This is a genomic window from Sporosarcina luteola, assembly GCF_023715535.1.
GTDB classification, from domain to species: Bacteria; Bacillota; Bacilli; order Bacillales_A; family Planococcaceae; genus Sporosarcina; species Sporosarcina luteola_B.
Window position 1 is genome coordinate 198,911 of sequence record NZ_JAMBOI010000003.1, and the last position, 21,123, is coordinate 220,033.

At 48.4% G+C, this 21,123-nt stretch carries 21 protein-coding genes and 2 other annotated features; all 21 genes read right to left on the reverse strand.

Annotated elements, in window-relative coordinates; translation table 11 throughout:
• Positions 1-6: 6 nt before the first annotated feature.
• The 21 genes from rpoB to clpC all read right to left on the reverse strand — a co-directional run bounded on the left by rpoB (position 7) and on the right by clpC (position 20,963).
• Positions 7-3,549: a DNA-directed RNA polymerase subunit beta gene (gene rpoB, locus M3191_RS08110; RefSeq protein ID WP_251695523.1), complete on the reverse strand. Its 3,543-nt coding sequence runs from the start codon at positions 3,547-3,549 to the stop codon at positions 7-9.
• 213 nt (positions 3,550-3,762) lie between these two features.
• Positions 3,763-4,371 carry a class I SAM-dependent methyltransferase gene (locus tag M3191_RS08115; RefSeq protein ID WP_251699725.1) on the reverse strand — a complete coding sequence of 203 codons (609 nt, stop codon included), beginning with the start codon at positions 4,369-4,371 and terminating at the stop codon, positions 3,763-3,765.
• A gap of 103 nt (positions 4,372-4,474) precedes the next feature.
• Positions 4,475-4,840 carry a 50S ribosomal protein L7/L12 gene (gene rplL / locus M3191_RS08120; protein WP_251699727.1) on the reverse strand — a complete coding sequence of 122 codons (366 nt, stop codon included), beginning with the start codon at positions 4,838-4,840 and terminating at the stop codon, positions 4,475-4,477.
• A 78-nt stretch (positions 4,841-4,918) separates the two neighbouring features.
• A complete protein-coding gene (gene rplJ, locus M3191_RS08125) occupies positions 4,919-5,419 on the reverse strand; it encodes a 50S ribosomal protein L10 (protein WP_251699729.1) in 501 nt (166 codons plus the stop codon).
• A gap of 32 nt (positions 5,420-5,451) precedes the next feature.
• Positions 5,452-5,601, reverse strand: a sequence feature (ribosomal protein L10 leader region).
• Positions 5,602-5,646: 45 nt separating this feature from the next.
• Positions 5,647-6,345 carry a 50S ribosomal protein L1 gene (gene rplA, locus M3191_RS08130; protein ID WP_251699731.1) on the reverse strand — a complete coding sequence of 233 codons (699 nt, stop codon included), beginning with the start codon at positions 6,343-6,345 and terminating at the stop codon, positions 5,647-5,649.
• Between the two features lie 119 nt (positions 6,346-6,464).
• Entirely contained in the window at positions 6,465-6,890 is a 426-nt protein-coding gene (gene rplK, locus M3191_RS08135; protein WP_251695527.1) for a 50S ribosomal protein L11, read from the reverse strand.
• Positions 6,891-7,059: 169 nt separating this feature from the next.
• Positions 7,060-7,593 carry a transcription termination/antitermination protein NusG gene (gene nusG, locus M3191_RS08140; protein ID WP_251699740.1) on the reverse strand — a complete coding sequence of 178 codons (534 nt, stop codon included), beginning with the start codon at positions 7,591-7,593 and terminating at the stop codon, positions 7,060-7,062.
• Between the two features lie 157 nt (positions 7,594-7,750).
• Positions 7,751-7,936 (reverse strand): preprotein translocase subunit SecE, encoded by a 186-nt coding sequence (gene secE / locus M3191_RS08145; protein ID WP_251695528.1) that lies wholly within the window; start codon positions 7,934-7,936, stop codon positions 7,751-7,753.
• A gap of 39 nt (positions 7,937-7,975) precedes the next feature.
• Positions 7,976-8,146, reverse strand: coding sequence for a 50S ribosomal protein L33 (gene rpmG, locus M3191_RS08150; RefSeq protein ID WP_435368148.1), 171 nt, complete (start codon positions 8,144-8,146; stop codon positions 7,976-7,978).
• Between the two features lie 116 nt (positions 8,147-8,262).
• Positions 8,263-8,913 (reverse strand): RNA polymerase sporulation sigma factor SigH, encoded by a 651-nt coding sequence (sigH, locus tag M3191_RS08155; protein WP_251695530.1) that lies wholly within the window; start codon positions 8,911-8,913, stop codon positions 8,263-8,265.
• Between the two features lie 68 nt (positions 8,914-8,981).
• Positions 8,982-9,497 (reverse strand): NYN domain-containing protein, encoded by a 516-nt coding sequence (locus M3191_RS08160; protein ID WP_251699742.1) that lies wholly within the window; start codon positions 9,495-9,497, stop codon positions 8,982-8,984.
• A complete protein-coding gene (gene rlmB, locus M3191_RS08165; RefSeq protein ID WP_251699744.1) occupies positions 9,494-10,252 on the reverse strand; it encodes a 23S rRNA (guanosine(2251)-2'-O)-methyltransferase RlmB in 759 nt (252 codons plus the stop codon). The genes M3191_RS08160 and rlmB overlap by 4 nt, the downstream gene beginning before the upstream one ends.
• Entirely contained in the window at positions 10,249-10,680 is a 432-nt protein-coding gene (locus M3191_RS08170; protein ID WP_251695533.1) for a Mini-ribonuclease 3, read from the reverse strand. The genes rlmB and M3191_RS08170 overlap by 4 nt, the downstream gene beginning before the upstream one ends.
• Complete coding sequence (gene cysS, locus M3191_RS08175; protein ID WP_251699746.1) at positions 10,677-12,074, reverse strand: cysteine--tRNA ligase; 1,398 nt, start codon at positions 12,072-12,074, stop codon at positions 10,677-10,679. The genes M3191_RS08170 and cysS overlap by 4 nt, the downstream gene beginning before the upstream one ends.
• Positions 12,055-12,753, reverse strand: coding sequence for a serine O-acetyltransferase (gene cysE / locus M3191_RS08180; RefSeq protein ID WP_435368149.1), 699 nt, complete (start codon positions 12,751-12,753; stop codon positions 12,055-12,057). Before cysE ends, cysS begins: the two co-directional genes overlap by 20 nt.
• A 30-nt stretch (positions 12,754-12,783) precedes the next feature.
• Positions 12,784-13,004 (reverse strand) — a binding site (T-box leader).
• Between the two features lie 59 nt (positions 13,005-13,063).
• Positions 13,064-14,527, reverse strand: a complete 1,464-nt coding sequence (gene gltX / locus M3191_RS08185) for a glutamate--tRNA ligase (RefSeq protein ID WP_251699748.1) — start codon at positions 14,525-14,527, stop codon at positions 13,064-13,066.
• 69 nt (positions 14,528-14,596) lie between these two features.
• Positions 14,597-15,073, reverse strand: a complete 477-nt coding sequence (gene ispF / locus M3191_RS08190) for a 2-C-methyl-D-erythritol 2,4-cyclodiphosphate synthase (protein WP_251699750.1) — start codon at positions 15,071-15,073, stop codon at positions 14,597-14,599.
• Positions 15,070-15,768, reverse strand: coding sequence for a 2-C-methyl-D-erythritol 4-phosphate cytidylyltransferase (gene ispD, locus M3191_RS08195; RefSeq protein WP_251699752.1), 699 nt, complete (start codon positions 15,766-15,768; stop codon positions 15,070-15,072). Before ispD ends, ispF begins: the two co-directional genes overlap by 4 nt.
• Before the next feature lie 22 nt (positions 15,769-15,790).
• A complete protein-coding gene (locus M3191_RS08200; RefSeq protein WP_251699754.1) occupies positions 15,791-16,891 on the reverse strand; it encodes a PIN/TRAM domain-containing protein in 1,101 nt (366 codons plus the stop codon).
• Positions 16,892-17,075: 184 nt separating this feature from the next.
• Entirely contained in the window at positions 17,076-18,446 is a 1,371-nt protein-coding gene (gene radA, locus M3191_RS08205; RefSeq protein ID WP_251695540.1) for a DNA repair protein RadA, read from the reverse strand.
• A 69-nt stretch (positions 18,447-18,515) separates the two neighbouring features.
• Entirely contained in the window at positions 18,516-20,963 is a 2,448-nt protein-coding gene (gene clpC, locus M3191_RS08210) for an ATP-dependent protease ATP-binding subunit ClpC (RefSeq protein ID WP_251700115.1), read from the reverse strand.
• Positions 20,964-21,123 lie beyond the last annotated feature (160 nt).

Below are 21,123 nucleotides of genomic sequence, written 5' to 3' on the forward strand. Positions count from 1 at the left end.
TCTCCATCAAACCGTTTGATCTTCAGCCATGAGATTCAATGCGTCTGTTGGTTGCATATCATCGTCATCATCGAGATCGCGCATTTCGATTTCTTCAAACTCCTCTGTCAGCATCTTCACGTCCAACCCAAGGCTCTGAAGTTCTTTGATCAATACTTTGAACGATTCAGGGACACCCGGTTGAGGGACGCTTTGACCTTTGACGATTGCTTCGTACGTCTTCACACGGCCGACAACGTCATCTGACTTGACAGTAAGGATTTCTTGCAGTGTATAAGCGGCACCATAAGCTTCAAGCGCCCACACTTCCATCTCCCCGAAACGCTGACCGCCGAATTGGGCTTTCCCTCCGAGCGGTTGTTGCGTAACGAGCGAGTAAGGTCCAGTAGACCGAGCATGAAGCTTGTCGTCGACCATATGGGCAAGCTTGATCAAATACATGACACCGACAGATACACGGCTGTCAAATGGCTCGCCTGAGCGGCCATCGTAAAGGATCGTCTTTCCGTCCCGGTTCATGCCGGCTTCTTCCATGGTGCTCCACACATCTTCTTCATTCGCTCCGTCAAATACCGGCGAAGCCATATGGATGCCAAGGTTTCGAGCAGCCATTCCAAGATGCATTTCCAATACCTGTCCAATATTCATACGGGAAGGTACACCAAGTGGGTTCAACATGACGTCGATCGGCGTGCCGTCCGGAAGGTATGGCATATCCGATTCAGGCAAGATGCGCGAAATAACCCCTTTGTTACCATGGCGTCCAGCCATCTTATCCCCAACTGAAATCTTACGCTTCTGTACGATATATGCACGGACGAGCTGGTTGACGCCCGGCGGCAATTCGTCCCCATCTTCACGATTGAACACTTTTACGTCAAGAACGATTCCGCCAGCACCATGAGGAACACGCAATGAAGTATCACGTACTTCTCGTGCTTTTTCACCGAAGATCGCATGAAGAAGTCTTTCTTCAGCTGTCAGTTCAGTTACTCCTTTTGGTGTCACTTTTCCGACGAGGATGTCACCGTCGCGAACTTCTGCACCAATACGGATAATGCCGCGGTCATCCAAGTTGCGAAGGGCTTCTTCCCCGACGTTCGGAATGTCCCTCGTAATCTCTTCAGGTCCAAGTTTCGTGTCCCGAGCTTCCGATTCATATTCTTCGATATGGATCGATGTAAAGACATCATCTTTCACAAGACGTTCACTCATGATGATGGCATCTTCATAGTTATAACCGTCCCATGTCATGAAGGCAGTAAGGACGTTTCGGCCCAAAGCGAGCTCCCCGCTATCCATCGAAGGTCCGTCTGCAAGGATATCGCGCGGTTGCACACGATCTCCGACGCTGACGATCGGACGTTGGTTATAGCAAGTCCCTTGGTTGGAGCGGATGAAATTATCAAGTCGATAAATCGTCAAGTCGCCCTTCACTTCTTTGCCATCCACAGTTTCAATGCGGCGGATCCGGATTTCCCTTGCCTCGACGTGCTCGACGATGCCGTGGTATTTGGCAATTACTGCAGCTCCAGAGTCACGTGCAGATACGTGTTCCATACCAGTTCCGACAAACGGGGCTTCAGGATTCAACAAAGGTACAGCTTGACGTTGCATGTTCGCACCCATCAAGGCACGGTTGGAGTCGTCGTTCTCAAGGAACGGGATACATGCTGTAGCGGCAGAAACGACTTGCTTAGGAGAAACATCCATATAGTCGATCTGCTCACGTTTGAATACTGTGTTATCCCCTTGGAAACGGCCGACAACTTCTTCGTTGACGTAGGAACCATCTTCGTTAAGCGGCGCATTTGCCTGCGCGACGACATAGTTATCCTCGATATCCGCAGTCAAATAGTCGATTTGGTGAGTGACGCGTCCTGTTTCAGGGTCAACCTTCCGATAAGGAGTTTCAATGAAACCGAACTTATTCACTCTCGCAAACGTTGAAAGGGAGTTGATCAATCCGATGTTCGGACCCTCCGGCGTTTCAATCGGACACATGCGTCCGTAGTGGGAATAGTGGACGTCACGGACTTCCATGCCCGCGCGCTCCCTTGTCAATCCGCCTGGTCCTAGCGCTGACAGACGTCGCTTATGCGTCAATTCGGCAAGCGGATTCGTCTGGTCCATGAATTGGGATAGCTGTGAGCTACCAAAGAATTCTTTAATGGAAGCGATGACCGGTCTTATATTGATCAACTGCTGAGGCACGATTGATTGAGTGTCATTGATGGACATACGCTCTTTAACGACACGTTCCATACGGGATAATCCAATTCGGAATTGGTTTTGAAGCAACTCACCGACTGAACGCAGACGACGGTTACCAAGATGGTCGATATCATCCGTATTTCCAACTCCATGGAGCAAGTTGAAGAAATAGCTGATAGAAGCCACAATGTCCGCGGGCGTCACGTGCTTCACCGACTCATCGATACTCGCATTCGAGATGACATTGATCTCTTGCTTCTCTTCACTCTTCGGAGCATAGATCTTGATTGTCTGGATTGTGATGTCTTCTTCCAGAACACCGCCAACATGCGTTATTTCCTGGATGCCGACACCTTTTTCAAGATGAGGCAATAGACGATCCAATGTCCGACGGTCTAGCAGCTGATCTTTCTCAACTAGAATTTCACCTGTTTCAGGGTCTGCAAGTGTTTCTGCAACTGTTTGATTGAACAGACGGTTTTGCAGATGGAGCTTCTTGTTCATTTTATAACGGCCGACATTCGCCAAGTCATACCTTTTCGGGTCGAAGAAGCGGGAGTACAGCAGGCTTCGTGCGCTATCCAACGTCGGAGGTTCACCTGGACGGAGACGCTCGTAGATTTCAAGCAAGGCTTTCTCCGAAGTTTCCGTATTATCCTTTTCAAGCGTGTTGCGCAAGTACTCATTATCTCCAATCAAATCAATGATTTCTTGATCCGTCGAAAATCCAAGCGCTCGAAGAAGGACTGTTATCGGCAATTTACGGGTACGGTCAATTCGGACGTGGACTACATCTTTCGCGTCAGTCTCGTACTCGAGCCAAGCACCGCGGTTCGGAATGACAGTCGCAGCAAATCCGCGCTTACCATTCTTATCCGTCTTATCATTGAAGTAGACACTCGGGGACCTTACAAGCTGGGAGACGATGACCCTTTCCGCACCGTTGATGATGAACGTTCCGTTTTCCGTCATAAGCGGGAAGTCACCCATGAAAACGTCCTGTTCTTTCACTTCTTCCGTTTCCTTGTTATGCAATCGCACTTTTACGCGCAGCGGTGCTGCATACGTAACGTCACGCTCTTTCGACTCATCAACAGGGTATTTCGGTTCACCAAGTTGATAATCAATGAATTCCAACGAAAGATTACCTGTGAAATCCTGGATCGGAGAAATATCACGGAACATTTCCCGTAATCCTTCTTCCAAGAACCACTCATAAGATGCCGTCTGGATTTCAATCAAATTCGGCAGCTCGAGAACTTCATTGATCCGCGCGAAACTTCTGCGCTGACGGTGTTGACCATACTGAACTAAATGACCTGTCAACTCTTTCACCCCTCAAAACAATATTAGTCCTTTGCGAAATCATAAAAATAGTGTATGATATCGAAAAAACAAAAAGAAAACGAGTTCTGGCAAGAGCTCATTTTCGGTTTAACAATCTTTTATCCATTGCCAGTATGCCTTAGATTTCCAAATCTTATGCAAAAGGGCACACGACCGCATTATATTATTTATGCATTTTACAATACTAGCACAAGAAAACACTCAGGTCAAGGTTTTTTGGGCCTTAAGTATAAAATATCCTTTTTTCTTCCCCACGGTTTCCACACTTCCGAAAACCTGCGTCAAATGCTCCATTGTCGAAGGAGCCCCTTGCTTCTTTTGAATGACGACCCACAATTCTCCTCCAGCAGCCAATTTGGAAAAAGCTCCGTCGTAAATTTTGAATACCGTCTCTTTTCCTGCCCGGATCGGCGGATTCGTCAATATCGCAGCGAAACCCTCTGCCTCTACAGCCGATAATGCATCACTCGGGTAAATTGACACATTCCTTATGTCGTTCAGTTTGGCGTTTTCATTGGCGAGCGCCATTGCCCTTTCATTGACATCGACCATATGGACGCTCCGGTCCGGAAAAGATGCGGCGATCGATAATCCGATTGGTCCGTATCCGCAGCCAACATCCAGCACAGCACCCGCAACATCAGGCATCTCGAATGATTCCGCTAGCAGTCGTGAACCGAAATCCACTTCCCCTTTGCTGAATACTCCCGCGTCCGTCTTGAACCGCAGCCGGTTATTGCGCAATATCGCTTGCCATTCCTTCGGATCACTTTTCACTATTGGATTTTTAGAGTAGTAATGTTCAGCCATATTGATTCTCCTTCCTCCCGAAAGGTTGCCCATTTTTCCTTGTAGATAAAAAAACGAAGAAAAGCCCGTCCAGATTGACGAGCCTTTCTTCATTATTCAATGATTACTTAACTTCTACGCCAGCGCCAACTTCTTCAAGTTTCGCTTTGATTTCTTCAGCGTCTTCTTTAGATACGCCTTCTTTGATTGCTTTAGGAGCGTTATCAACTACTTCTTTCGCTTCTTTCAAGCCTAGGCCTGTGATTTCACGAACAACTTTGATAACCTTGATTTTTTGGTCTCCTGCAGATGCAAGAACTACGTCGAATTCAGTTTGCTCAGCAGCTGCTTCACCAGCACCTGCTCCGCCCATCATTGCAACTGGAGCTGCAGCAGTTACGCCGAATTCTTCTTCGATAGCTTTTACAAGGTCGTTCAATTCAAGAACTGTCATTTCTTTAATCGCGTCAAGGATTTGTTGATTAGTCATTATATTTTCCTCCTAAATGGTTTTGTTTTGTCGGGAATTACCCCGCATATTTTTGTCGTTCAGGCAACTTGAGTAAACTTAAGCGCCTTGTTCCTCTTTTTGCTCTGCAACAGCTTTTGTTGCAAGCGCGAAGTTGCGCATTGGAGCTTGTAGAACGCTGAGTAGCATGGAAAGAAGTCCTTCGCGTGATGGAAGTTCCGCCAACGCCTTGACATCTTCAACAGAAGCGACGTTTCCTTCGATCACGCCTGCTTTGATTTCAAGTTTGTCGTTCTTCTTAGCGAAGTCGTTAAGGATTTTAGCAGGAGCAACAACATCTTCAGTCGAGAATGCGATTGCGTTTGGTCCTACCAAATGCTCATTCAACCCTTCAAGTCCAGCCGCTTCAGCAGCACGGCGTGACATTGAGTTTTTATAAACTTTGAAGTCGATGCCTGCTTCACGAAGCTGTTTACGAAGTTCTGTTACTTGGCTCACGTTAAGACCACGATAGTCGACTACGACAACTGAAACCGATGATTTCAACTTGCCTGAGATTTCATCAACAACCGCTTGTTTAGCTTCTAATACTTTGCTCATCTTGACACCTCCTATGAAAATTAGGGTCATTTATACCGATATGAAAAGCCCTCGCGATCCACAAAGTAGACCACGAGGGCTGAAAAGTCGTCATCATTAAATAGTAATGAGCGTCTTGTCCTCGGCAGGATGATTAAGCGATTGAACGCACCTGCTGTCTACGGTACAAATGATATAGTTTACAACAAACGAAATCTTACTACAAGATTTCAAGCTTGTCAATGTTTTTATTTAACAACTACAGTTGACGGATCAACTTTGACCGCAGGACCCATAGTAGTCGTGATGTTCACTGACTTCATGTAAGTTCCTTTAGCTGCAGCTGGTTTAGCCTTTTGGATTGTCTCAAAAACAGTTTTGAAGTTTTCTTCAAGCTTTTCGTTGTCGAAAGAAGCTTTTCCGATCGGAGCGTGGATAATACCAGCTTTGTCCGCACGGTATTCAACTTTACCTGCTTTGATTTCCGCAACAGCTTTAGCAACATCAAATGTTACTGTGCCTGTTTTAGGGTTCGGCATTAAGCCTTTTGGTCCCAATACGCGACCAATTTTACCAACTTCGCCCATCATGTCCGGAGTTGCAACGATAACGTCGAAATCGAACCAGCCTTGTTGGATTTTAGTGATGAACTCTGCATCGCCTGCATAGTCTGCACCAGCAGCTTCCGCTTCTTTCAATTTTTCGCCTTTTGCGAAAACTAGAACGCGTTGAGTTTTCCCAGTACCGTTCGGAAGCACAACTGCCCCACGGATTTGCTGGTCATTTTTACGAGTGTCGATTCCAAGACGGAATGCGACTTCAACAGTTGCGTCAAAGTTGACTGTGCTTGTTTTCTTTGCAAGCTCAATCGCTTCTTTCATGTCATACACTTGCGTGCGATCGACAAGCTTTGCCGCTTCAGTGAACTTTTTACCTCTTTTAGCCATTAAAATTTCCTCCTCGATTGTGGTTTTAACGGATTGAACCTCCCACGAATAAGGGTTGCGTGTTCCGAGGAACAAGCGCAACCCCCACTACAAAGAAACAGAACATGGTTTCATCGCGATCAGTCTTCGATCGAGATTCCCATACTGCGTGCAGTACCTTCAACCATTGCCATCGCTGCTTCAACCGATGCTGCGTTAAGGTCTTCCATTTTTTGTTCTGCAATTTCGCGAACTTTATCACGTTTTACAGTAGCTACCTTCTTTTTGTTAGGTTCGCCTGAACCTTTTTGAAGATTAGCTGCAACTTTCAGCAACACTGCTGCTGGTGGAGTTTTTGTAATGAAAGTGAATGAACGGTCCTCAAATACAGTTATTTCAACAGGAATGATTAAGCCTGCTTGATCTGCTGTACGTGCGTTGAAATCTTTACAGAATCCCATGATGTTGACACCTGCTTGACCTAGTGCTGGTCCAACCGGTGGAGCTGGGTTAGCTTTACCTGCAGGGATTTGCAATTTTACGATTTTGGTTACTTTTTTAGCCACGAGACACACCTCCTTAAGTCCGTGATGTGGTAATTGGGTTGCCCCTCCCACTCAATATGTGCCTGCCGGTCGCCCGGTAGAATTTGGTTAATCCGTCCAGCCTGTTATGTTTACAGTCTGACCTTTGAAATGATACCACTATTATGCTTGTCTTGCAAGTGGTAATCTCTTATATTTTTTCAACTTGTTCAAAGTCGAGTTCCATTATCGTTTCCCTGCCGAACATGTCGACGGAAACGCGGACCTTCCCTTTGTCCTGATCGATTTCTTCGACTTTCCCTTGGAAGTGCGCGAACGGTCCTTCAAGCACCTCGATCATTTCACCGATTTCGAAGTCGGCTTCAGCTTTCCGTTCTTTCATGCCCATCTGTTTGAGGATGAAATCGACTTCTTCAGGCAAGAGCGGCGTCGGTTTTGCGCCACCACCGGAAGACCCGATGAAACCTGTTACTCCAGGCGTGTTCCGGACGACATACCAAGAGTCATCCGTCATGATGATTTCCACAAGGACGTATCCCGGGAATGTCTTTTTCATGACCGTGCGTTTCTTGCCGTCTTTGAAGTCCGTTTCCTGCTCTTCAGGGATGACGACGCGGAATATTTTATCCTGCATACCCATCGTCTCGACACGTTTTTCAAGGTTGGCTTTCACCTTATTTTCATATCCTGAATATGTGTGGACAACGTACCAATTTTTCTCCATTTCCATAATTACGTAGGACTGTGTGTCCGTCCCTCCTTTTCAAAATGCATTACTCATTTATTCGCCAAATACTCTATATTTATTTCCGAGAAATGAAAAAACCCGTTCATGTGACAAGACGGGATATTTTTCAACAAGGATTATTCATGCTGTCCTATTATAACGCAATATACCATTCCATTGCTTTTGAAATGCCCAAATCGACGAGACCGAAATAAACTGCCATGAATACAACTGTTGTAATAACAACGATCGTGTAGCGTGTCAATTCTTTTCTCTTCGGCCAGCTGACCTTCCGCATTTCAGAGACGACATCTTTTAAAAAACCGGTTATCTTACCCATTCAATCGTAGACCTCCGAATACTAAGTATAGTACTGCAACTAGATTGTTTGTTTATGCTCTGTATGTTCATTGCATTGATTGCAAAACTTCTTCACCGTAAAACGGACTGTTGTCTGCTTATTTCCTGCAGGGATGACGTAGTTTCGTGATCCGCAACGATCACAACATAAAATCAATTTTTTAGACATTTTTCCACCTTGAACTTCCATCGTGCAACTATTGTCGACAGTCTACGTATATAGTCATTGCCTTGCTAAAGAGTACCACCTAACATTCATGATGTCAACATGATGGAAATGGGTTGGCAATTCATCATGGACATGCTTCAATGCACGACATCCACTTGCATGTGACGTTCCAGTTTCCGCTTGATGCGCTGGAGTGCATTGTCCACAGATTTGACTTGCCGGTTCAATTCGTCTGAAATCTCCTGATAGGACTGACCTTCCAAATAGAGTGATAGGACCTGCTTTTCGAGTCCGCTCAACACTTTATTGATTTCCCCTTCCATATGGATGAAATCTTCCTTATGGATTATTAAATCCTCTGGATCATCGAGCACAGATCCGGTTAGGACGTCCAACAACGTGCGGTCAGATTCCTCATCGAATACGGGCTTGTCCAAAGATACCGATGTATTCAGAGGAATGTGCTTCTGCCTTGTCGCCGTCTTGATGGCTGTAATGATTTGCCTGGTGATACATAGCTCTGCAAATGCCCGAAATGAAGCAAGCCGATCCGTCCTGAAATCGCGGATCGCTTTGTAGAGGCCGATCATTCCTTCCTGAATGATATCCTCACGATCCCCGCCCATCATGAAGTACGAGCGTGCTTTCATTTTTACGAAAGATTGATATTTGGTAATAAGGAAATCTAGCGCGTCCGTGCTGCCTTCATGAATACGAACTAAAATCTCTTCATCGGATAGCCCGGTGAAATCAGATGGTCCCCCTTGAACGTAAACATTTCCCGCCAATCACCACACCCCGATTCGTCATTGCCTTTCAATCAGTATACCGCATGGAAAATTTTAACGTCAACCGTTCATTTCATTCCTCGGCGCCATTTTTCAAATATTTCTGCCACCTCGTCGGACAACTGAATCTTGGAGAACGGCCTTTCCTCCTGGATTTCTTTTACTTTTTTTGTAATCAATTTATCGATTTCATTCATTTCAATTTCTAGTTCGCGAGCCGATTTCCGCAGGGCGCCTTGTGCGAAGATGACCCATTGCTCCGTCAAATCGGATGTAGCCACATGGATTTGGACTCGGCGCCCGCTCAGCTCGGATACCAACTTTTCGATTCGTTCATCGGCAGTTTCATTTTCTCTAGTGAAAACAACTTCGACATTATGCTTCCAATTCTTCTTTTCGGTCCCCCGCATCAAGTGCGCATCGAACAGGATGATGACTCGCCAGCCTGTATGCGCCTTGTATTCGGCCATTCTTTCAATAAGCCGGTCGCGGGCCTCAGCAAGGCTTACAAGCTTCAGCTTCCTCAATTCCGGCCATGCCCCGATGATGTTATATCCATCGACGAGCAATACATCCTTTTTCATGACCCCGGCGTTAGGGGCTTGCGTTTGCGTAACACTTCATACATGAGCAGGGACGCTGCGACAGAGGCATTCAATGACGTCACATGCCCTACCATCGGCAGATGATAAAGGAAGTCGCATTTCTCTTTCAATATGCGGGACATCCCTTTACCCTCACTGCCTATGATGACGGCAAGCGGCAGTGTGGCATCCATCGAACGGTAATCTTGCGAACCTTGCGCGTCCGTCCCGGCAATCCAGACTCCCGCTTTCTTCAACTCCTCCACCGTCTGGGAGAGATTGTTCACACGGACGACCGGGATATGCTCGATTGCCCCCGTCGAAGCTTTCGCGACGACTCCTGTCAAACCGACAGAACGCCGTTTTGGGATGATGACGCCGTGCGCACCTGCAGCATCCGCCGTCCTGAGTATCGAGCCGAGATTATGCGGATCTTCCAGTTCGTCAAGGATGAGGAAAAAAGGATCCTCGCCGCGGTTTTTCGCAACTGCAAACAAATCATCGAGCTCTGCGTAGGAGTAGGCGGCAACCGAGGCGATTATGCCTTGATGATTCACGTCCAGCATGCCGTCCAACTTTTGTTTCGGCACCGCTTGGACGATGATCCCCGATTGTTTCGAGAGGGACAAAATCTCCCCGATGCTTTTTTTATTCAACCCTTCGGCAATCCAGATCTTATTCAGTTCCCGGCCGGACCGTAGTGCTTCTACAACCGGGTTTTTACCGCCAATCAATTCCGATTCCTGATTTGTCATGATGCGCCCTCCTCGTTCGGATTTTCGATGAATTGCATTGTACTTCCGATGATCTCCCCAACCCGTTCAGTTCTGCCAAGCAGATATAAATAACCGAGGACCGCCTCGAATCCGGAACTATGGTTATACGTCACGACATCAGTATTTTTCGGGACCGACCCGGATTTCGCGTTCCTCCCGCGACGCAGGACTGCTTCCTCCTCTTCGGTCAGGAAGCCTGTTTCCTGCATCATCTTGACAGCGGACGCTTGCGCTTTTGCGGATACATACCGTGTCGCCTCTTTATGGAGCGTGTTTGGCTTCACGCGGCCAGAGCGCAGCAAATGCTCGCGGACCGCCTGCTCGTAAACCGCGTCCCCCATATAGGCGAGTGCAAGTGCGTTCAGTTGCTTCACATCGATGTCACGCAATGTATACACGCCGCTCATCCTCTCTTCCACCGTGTACCTTGGGCGGTATCTTCCAGGATGATACCTTTTTCCTTCAATAAATCCCTGATTTCGTCTGAACGGCTGAAATTCCGTTCACGGCGCGCATTCAAGCGCTCCTCGATAAGCCCTTCGATTTCATCATCCAACAGTTCCTCACTGCTGAACGGCAAGCCTAGAACTTCCATCAGTCTGTCGAATGCGGAAATGAAATATTCGAGTACGGCCGTTTGCGTGTTTTTCTCCAATAAATAGACATTGGCCGTTTTAACGAGTTCAAAAACGGCGGCAATGGCATTCGCCGTATTGAAATCGTCATCCATCGCAGTTTCAAACAAGCCCACGGATTCATCCACCTTATGTGTCCAAATGTCCTGTTGGTCTCCAAGATCGGCGGACGTGCCAACACGATGCTTCAAATTGTTGTAAGCCGTTTGGATGCGATCCAAACCATTCGCCGCGCTTTCGACGAGATCCTGCGAGAAGTTCACCGGATGACGGTAATGAACGGACAGCATGAAGAAACGAAGCACCTTCGGATCGATCTGCTTGCGGATATCGTGGACGAGAATGAAATTCCCGAGCGACTTTGACATCTTTTCATTATCGATATTAATATAGCCATTATGCATCCAGTAACGGGCGAACTGCTTCCCGGTCATCGCCTCGGACTGCGCGATTTCATTTTCATGATGCGGGAATGTCAGATCCTGCCCGCCGGCATGGATGTCGATCGTGTCGCCCAAATGCTCCCTCGCCATGACGGAGCACTCGATATGCCAACCTGGTCTGCCAGTGCCCCATGGGCTCTCCCAAGCGATTTCCCCTTCCTTTGCCGCTTTCCATAAAGCGAAGTCGAGAGGATTCTCTTTGATGCCGCTCTCTTCGATGCGTGCACCTACCCTCAACTCATCGATCGACTGATGGGACAGCTTGCCGTAGCCGTCGAACTTGCGCGTCCTGTAATAGACATCGCCTTGCGCTTCATAAGCGTATCCTTTTTCAACCAGCACTTTGATGAAAGCGACGATGTCGTCGATATGCTCCGTCACACGTGGATGGGCATCTGCTTTGCCGCAGCCGAGAGCTCCGACATCCTCGAAATAGGCATTGATGAAGCGCTCGGTCAATTCCCCGACTTCTTCGCCAAGTTCATTCGCCGTGTTGATAATTTTGTCGTCGACATCTGTGAAGTTGGACACATAATTGACGTCATAGCCCCGATACTGCAAATAGCGGCGGACTGTATCAAACACGATGACCGGTCTTGCATTCCCGATATGAATGTAGTTGTAGACGGTCGGTCCGCACACATACATTTTCACTTTCCCTTCCTCCAGCGGTTTGAAAGGCTCCTTCTTCCGTGTCAATGTATTATAAATTTGAATACTCATCGGTTTTCCCTTCTTTCTTCTCAAGTTCTTCAATTCGTTTTTTCAGAAATGCAATTTCATCTTCCAAGCGGTTGCATGTATCCTCGACTGGGTCCGGCAAGTTGCGGTGGTCATGTTTATCCTTCACCCGTACGCCGTTTGTCACGACGACCTTGCCCGGAATGCCGACGACTGTCGAATCTTCCGGTACATCGATCAGAACGACCGACCCTGCGCCGATCTTGCTATTTTCACCTATCGTAATGGAGCCGAGAACTTTCGCCCCCGAAGCTACAAGTACATTATTGCCAAGAGTCGGGTGACGCTTTCCTTTTTCCTTGCCCGTCCCCCCCAATGTCACACCTTGGTACAACGTTACATCATCGCCGATTTCACAAGTCTCGCCAATGACGATCCCCATGCCGTGGTCAATGAATAGACGCCTGCCGATCGTTGCGCCTGGATGGATTTCAATCCCTGTGAAAAATCGGCTGATCTGTGAGATGAGCCTCGCAAGAAACAACAAATTCTTTTTATAGAGTGCATGTGCAATCCGGTGCGCCCACACTGCGTGGAGGCCGGAATACGTAAGTACCACCTCGAACGTACTGCGCGCAGCAGGATCTTGTTCAAATATGCAATGGATGTCTTCCTTCATCCTACGAAACACTGTTTTCGACCTCCTGTTCCAATCTTTCACGAACGCAAAAAGCGCCCCTGTCCATAACTAGACAGAGACGCATCGAATGCGCGGTTCCACTCCGCTTGGAAGGAGTTTCTCCCCTTCCCGCTTGACGCCTGTAACGCTGGCGATGCGTCCGGCCTACTTCTTCGTTCGGCACGGCGCTCAAAGGGGCATTTCCACATTGCAGAGGCACGGGTCACTTACAGCCGGTGATGACCCTCTCTGAAGAGCATGCGATGTGTACTTCTCCTTATCAAAGCTTTCGTTCTTTTAAATGAATGTACGTTAATTGTACCTAGAAAATGCCTAAAGTCAACTAAATCAATTACGCCTGAGCGAATTTTGAAACACGCTCAATCGCTTTTTCCTTGCCAATCAATGCGATGGAGTCTGGCAATTCCGGACCGTGCGTCTGTCCTGTCGTTACAACACGGATCGGCATGAATAAATTCTTCCCTTTATGGCCCGTTTCCTTTTGCACCTCTTTGATCGCTGCTTTGATTGAAGCCGGATCAAATGATTCAAGGGCGGTCAACTGGCGCTGGAAGGATGCCATCACTTCTGGAACTTGTTCTCCGGCAAGGACTTCCTTGGATTGTTCATCATATTCCAAATGGTCATTGAAGAATTGGGCGGTTAATTCTACGATTTCAGCACCGTAGCTCAACTGCGCCTGATAAAGGGCGATTAAATCGTGCACCCAGTCGCGCTCTTCTTCCGTCATTTCTTCGTTTACACGTCCTGCTGCTTGAAGATGCGGCAGCGTCAATTCGATCACTTCATCCAAGCTGAGCTTCTTCACGTATTGGTTGTTCATCCACGTCAACTTCGTCTTATCGAACATTGAAGGCGATTTGGAAAGTCGGCTTTCATCGAAAAGCTTGATCAATTCATCACGCGTGAAGATTTCCTCTTCCCCGCCTGGCGACCAGCCGAGCAACGCGAAGAAGTTGAACATCGCTTCCGGCAAATAGCCGAGGTCCTTGTATTGGGAAATGAATTGGATAATCGATTCATCCCGCTTCGAAAGCTTTTTACGTTCTTCATTGACAATTAACGTCATATGCCCGAAACGCGGATACTCCCAACCGAATACATCGTACACCATCAATTGCTTAGGTGTATTCGTCAAATGCTCCTCACCGCGGAAGACGTGTGAGATTTTCATCAGATGGTCGTCGATGACCACCGCAAAGTTATATGTCGGGATACCGTTCGCTTTCACAAGCACCCAGTCGCCGACGTCTTTCGATTCGAACGCCACTTCGCCACGGACGAGATCATCCACTGTATAGGTTACATTTTCAGGCACCCGCATGCGGATCGTGTAAGGCATGCCCGCAGCTTCTTTTTCGGCAACTTCTTCGGCAGTCAGATGGCGGCATGTCCCGCCATACATCGGCGCTGCGATTCCGGAAGCCTTCTGCTTTTCTCGCTCCGCCTCCAACTCCTCCGTCGTACAGAAACATTTGTAAGCGTGACCTCCGTCGAGCATGTCCTGCGCATATTTTGCATAGAGATCAAGACGTTCCATCTGGCGGTAAGGGCCATATTCCCCGCCGATATCGACGGACTCGTCATGATGGATCCCCAACCATTTCAGATTATCGAGCTGGGATAGTTCGCCTGCTTCGATATTCCGTTCCGTGTCGGTATCCTCAATGCGGATGATGAATTTCCCGCCATGATGCTTTGCGAATAGATAATTGAACAATGCCGTCCGGGCTCCGCCGATATGTAAATGGCCGGTCGGACTCGGCGCATAACGTACACGTACTTCTGTTGTCATTTGAGTGCATCTCCGTTCTTGATTAATTCAAGTGTCATTTTATCACTGCTTCGTCCAATTTGAAAGGGCTCAATCTTTCAAGAGAAGGATGGTAGCCATCGAGGCGATCCCTTCTTCCCTGCCGACGAATCCAAGTTTTTCGGTTGTTGTCGCCTTGACGTTCACCTGTGTTGCATCCGCCTTCAGCAACTCTGCAATACGTGCGCGGATCGTTTCGATATGCGGCGCCATTTTCGGCTTTTGCGCCATGATCGTGCAATCGATATTGCCCAGCCGGTAGCCCTTCGACTCTACGATTTCCCATACTTTTTGAAGAAGGATCGCCGAATCCGAATCCTTGAATGCCTCATCCGTATCGGGGAAATGCCTGCCGATATCCCCCTCCCCGATTGCGCCGAGCGCAGCGTCTGTCACTGTATGCAAAAGGACGTCCGCATCGGAATGCCCTGTCAATCCTCTTTCGTAAGGAATGGTAATGCCGCCGATGATCAATGGTCGGCCTTCCTCAAATTGATGTACATCAAACCCTTGTCCTATCCGAATCATTGGAAATCCTCCTGCCGTCTCTGTTTCAAGAGGACCTCGCCAAATAGGAGGTCCTCCTTCGTCGTCATTTTAATATTGTCATACGTACTTTCCACAACTCTCACCGGATGCCCCAGCCGTTCGACGATCATCGATTCATCCGTCCCGAGGAACCCCTCGGCTTCGGCTTTCTCGGACGCCTCCTTTAAAAGGTCATAGCGGAACGCTTGCGGCGTCTGAATCGCCCAGAGCTTCGAGCGGTCCACTGTCTCCTCGACGATTCCGCCAGGCGCAACCTTCATCGTATCTTTCACTTGGACACCGGCTATCGCGGCGCCATGCTCTTGGGCTACGTCTACAAGCTCGCGGATGACATCCCGGTTGATGAAAGGCCTCGCCGCATCATGCACGAGGACGACCCCTCCCTCTCGATGAGCATCGATGCAAGCCGCAACGCTTTGCTGCCGCTCCGCTCCGCCTTCAACGAGTGCAACCACTTTCGTAATACCGAAACGCTCGAGCATTTCTGAGATTTGGGACTTTTCCTCACCCTTCACGGAGAGGATCATCCCCGCGCAATCCGGATCCTGTTCGAATACATCCAATGTGTGTATGAGAATCGGCTTGCCTGCCATCTCCAAAAACAGCTTGTTAAACCCGGCACCCATACGCCGTCCGCTCCCCGCTGCCGGGAGCATCACTGTATATGTCTTCATTATCTTTCCTCAGCTTTCTCCATCAATGCGCCTTTGCAGTTTTACCGTTCTTAGGCTTCGCAAAAATCATTCGACCCGCAGAGGTCTGCAGTACGCTCGTAACAACGACATCGATCGCATTGCCGATATGCATTCTGCCATCTTCAATGACGATCATCGTACCGTCATCCAAATAGGCAACACCCTGATTATGCTCTTTGCCGTCCTTGATGACGACGACATGCATCTCCTCACCAGGGATGACGACAGGCTTCACCGCATTTGCCAGATCATTGATGTTCAATACCGCCACACCATGCAGATCCGCCACTTTATTCAAGTTGAAATCATTCGTCACGACCTGGCCATTCATGCTTTTCGCGAGACGGACTAGCTTCAAGTCTACTTCCGCAACGTCCGCGAAATCTTCGTCGGTAATCAAAATGCTCGGTCCGTCATCCGTCTGCAAACGTTTCAGGACATCAAGCCCACGACGCCCTTTTGTACGTTTCAATGAATCGGAAGAATCGGCAATATGCTGAAGCTCCGTCAATACGAATTGCGGCACGACGAGAAGTCCTTCCAGGAATCCTGTTGATGAGATATCCGCAATTCTTCCGTCAATAATGACGCTTGTATCAAGTATCTTATGATGCTTGGAATCCGCCTGCGCACCTTCTCCGCCATCCCTCTTCTTAGGATTGTTGTTCTTAGCTGCAAAAATGGCGTGGGAAAATTCCTCACGTTTCTTTGATCCAACCTGAAAACCAAGGTATCCAAGAAGTATAGAAAGTACAATCGGCATGATTGATGTGATGAACGGAATTTCCAAAGCACTTAATCCGAAACTTGCTAGAAAGGCAACAAGTAATCCGACCATCAGACCAATTGTTCCGAACAGTAAATCGAAAATAGGCGCTTTCAACAGACGGTCTTCCATCCACTTAACGAAATTCACAATCGGATCCGCGATGAAAAGGCTCAGAAGATATAACACGATGGCCCCTAGGACAGCAGCTACGTAAGGATTGTCAATCATCGGCTTTGAAGTAAAAGAAGATAAAGTGAATAAGTACGGTAAAAATAATACGCCGAGTGTTCCTCCGATCAGCAGCAGTCCAATTTGAACTACTCTTTTCAACATGTACAACACCTCCATTCCATTACTGATAACTATACACGTTTTCCATGCCCTTCGCCGTTTTGAACCATTAAACTCAATGTTTTCCTGACATGTATAGGACACACAAAATACCGTGAAGTTCCTTGCATCGCAAAATTAGGGAAATAGGACTCCCGATAAAAAAGTCCCGTCCCTACTTCAGCTTTTACGAAAACGCGATGTTTAATGCTTCACTTATCGTTTCGACGCCAACGACTTGAATCCCTTCCGGAAAATCCCATCCTCCGATATTCGATGATGGAATGACGACCTTTTCGAACCCGAGTTTCGCCGCCTCCGTCACCCGCTGTTCTATGCGGGAAACACGGCGCACTTCGCCCGTCAAACCAACTTCGCCGATGAAGCAGTCGGTAGCTCCTGCTGCCGCATCCCGGTAGCTCGAAACGATGCTGACGAGAACCGCCAAATCAATCGCAGGCTCATCAAGCTTGACGCCGCCAGCTACCTTAATATAGGCATCTTGTGCTTGCAATAGCATGCCCATCCGTTTTTCCAGAACAGCCATCAACAGTGAGACACGGTTCTGATCGATCCCAGTCGCCATCCGCTTCGGGTAATTGAAGCTTGACGGAGTTATGAGCGCCTGGATTTCGACGAGGATCGGCCGGGTCCCTTCCATCGAGGCGACGACGGTCGACCCCGCGCCGCCCTGAGACCTCTCCCGCAGGAACAGTTCAGATGGATTCAAAACTTCCTTCAGTCCTGATTGCAGCATTTCAAAGATCGCGATTTCATTCGTCGAGCCGAAGCGGTTCTTCACACTACGCAAGATCCGGTACGTATGATGCCGCTCTCCTTCAAAATAGAGGACAGTATCCACCATATGCTCGAGAAGGCGCGGACCTGCAATTTGTCCGTCTTTCGTCACATGTCCGACGATGAAAATGGCGATGTTTTGCGTCTTTGCGATCCGCATCAGCTCAGCCGTGCACTCACGGACTTGCGAAACACTGCCTGGAGCGGATGTCACCTCGGGATGGTGGATTGTCTGGATCGAATCGGCAATGACAAATTTCGGTTGCACATCATTGATTGTTTCATGTATTTTCGCCAAATCCGTCTCCGCATAAATATAAAGCTCATCCGATGCAACACCAAGACGTTCAGCACGCAGCTTCGTCTGTCTGATGGATTCCTCGCCGGATATGTAAAGGACGCGCTGTTTTTGATTCGCGAGAAGTGAAGAAACTTGCAGCAGCAACGTCGATTTCCCTATGCCCGGATCCCCCCCGATTAAGATGAGCGAACCTGGGACGATTCCGCCACCGAGCACCCGGTTCAGTTCTCCAAGCTCCGTCTTGACCCGCGGTTCCTCCATTGTTTCAATCGCGCTGATCGGCATCGCTTTCTGCTGAATGTTTTCCGTGTGCTTAAAAGCGCCGCGCGGACCTTTGCTTACAATTTCGACTTCCTCGTCCATTGTATTCCACTCGCCGCAGCCCGGACATCTTCCCATCCATTTCGGCGATTCATACCCGCAGTCCCTGCACATGAATTTCGTTTTCCTTTTTGCCATATGTACCTCCATATACGAAAAGGATAGCCCTTTCCCGTAGATAGCGAACTCTACGGGAGGGCCATCCTATTATTGTTTTTCTGTCACTGCTACGCGATCCGTCTTGACGACGAACTCGCCATCCTCTACATCGACGATGACTTTTCCGCCTGTTAGCACTGTTCCGCTCAACAGCTCTTCCGAGAGACGGTCTTCGACATGTTTCTGCAAAGCCCGGCGCAACGGTCGCGCACCGTAATCCGGATCATATCCCACTTCGGAGATTTTGTGTTTCGCTTCATCCGTCAACTCAAGCGTAATATCCTGCTCCGCAAGACGCTTCGTCAACGCGTTTGACATGAGGGTCACGATTTCACGCAAGTGTTCTTTTTCGAGTGAATGGAAGACAATCATTTCATCCACACGGTTCAGGAACTCCGGACGGAACGCTTTTTTCAATGCTTCAAGCATTGTCGATTTCATGCCTTCATAATCACGTTCCCCGTCTTGTAGATTGAAGCCGACATAACGGTTCGATTTCAATGTTTCCGCTCCGACGTTGGACGTCATGATGACGACGGTATTGCGGAAATCGACTGTGCGGCCTTTGGAATCCGTCAATCTTCCATCCTCAAGTACTTGCAGTAGAATGTTGAAGACATCAGGATGCGCCTTTTCAATCTCATCAAGCAGGACGACCGAATACGGCTTTCTGCGGACTTTTTCAGTCAATTGGCCGCCTTCGTCATAACCGACGTACCCTGGAGGCGATCCGACAAGACGCGACGTCGCATGCTTCTCCATATACTCGGACATATCGATGCGGATCATCGCATCTTCATCCCCGAACATTGCTTCGGCAAGCGCCCTTGCAAGCTCGGTCTTCCCGACACCCGTAGGTCCGAGGAAGATGAATGAACCGATCGGCCGTTTCGGATCCTTCAATCCAGCGCGGGCTCTCCGGATTGCTCGTGAAATTGCTGTTACGGCCTCCTTCTGCCCGATGACACGCTTATGCAGAAGCTCTTCCATATTCAACAGCTTGGCAGTTTCCGTTTCCGCGATTTTCGCTACCGGAACTCCCGTCCACATTGCAACAACTTCCGCAATGTCGTTCACTGTCACTTCTGATTCCTTTTTCCCTTGCTTCTCTTTCCATTCCGTCTTCGTCTTTTCAAGCTCTTCTTTCATTTTCTGCTCTTTATCGCGGAATGATGCCGCCTTTTCGAATTCTTGGCTTTGCACCGCGGCATTCTTTTCGTGGCGGATCGCTTCAAGTTTCGCTTCAAGCTCCTTCAGATTCGGAGGCGTCGTATACGAACGGAGACGCACTTTCGATCCTGCTTCATCGATCAAGTCGATCGCTTTGTCAGGCAGGAAACGGTCTGAAATGTACCGGTCAGACATCTTCGCAGCTGCATCGATCGCTTCATCCGTAATTTTCACACGGTGATGCGCTTCATATCGATCACGCAAGCCCTTGATAATTAAGATTGTTTCTTCGACAGTCGGTTCATCGACTTGAATCGGTTGGAAACGTCTTTCAAGCGCCGCGTCTTTTTCAATATATTTACGGTATTCATCAAGCGTCGTCGCCCCGATGCACTGCAATTCCCCGCGGGCAAGTGATGGCTTCAGGATGTTGGATGCGTCGATCGCCCCTTCAGCTCCACCAGCCCCAATCAGTGTATGCAACTCATCAATGAATAGAATGATATTGCCAGCCTGACGGATCTCCTCCATCACTTTCTTCATGCGGTCCTCGAACTCGCCGCGGTATTTCGTACCCGCAACGACCGTCCCCATATCCAGTGTCATGACACGTTTATCACGTAGGATTTCTGGTACTTCATTATTGACGATCTGAAGCGCAAGACCTTCCGCGATTGCAGTTTTACCGACACCCGGCTCCCCGATTAATACAGGGTTGTTCTTCGTACGACGCGCTAATACTTCAATCACACGTGTGATTTCCTTGCTGCGGCCAATGACTGGGTCAAGCGTCCCTTCACGTGCCACTTCCGTCAAATCGCGGGCAAGACTGTCGAGCGTTGGCGTGGAGGCGGATGATGAAGTGCCTTGATTGCCGACAGAGCTGTCATTGCTTCCGAGCAATTGGAGCACCTGTTGCCTTGCGCGGTTCAAGCTGACGCCTGCATTATTCAGTACGCGGGCAGCCACCCCTTCCCCTTCACGGATGAGCGCAAGCAAAATATGCTCAGTGCCGATATAAGAATGGCCAAGTTTCCTTGATTCATCGACAGAAAGCTCGATGACCTTTTTCGCTCTTGGCGTGTAATGGACGATTGGTCCGACTTCCTTCGATCCGGAACCGACGAGGCTTTCCACCCCTTTTTCAATCGTATCGAAACTGATGTCGATCGCTTCCAATGCTTTCGCAGCGATGCCGCCGCCTTCCCTTATGAGTCCCAATAAAATATGCTCCGTACCGATGGATTCATGTTTCAGTCTGATTGCTTCTTCCTGTGCAAGCTGCAGGACTTTTTGTGCCCGCTGTGTAAAACGATTGAACATCATATTCAATTCCACTCCTTCTATAAGTAACGTCCATCCTGTCCCCACTACCGAAAGTGCGGAATAGGAATTCCTTTTACTCTATTCCTATGGATCAAGAAGCAATCCAATTCCACTAAATTGACTTTGACCATCTTTGACGTAAGTATAATAAAAAGAAAAA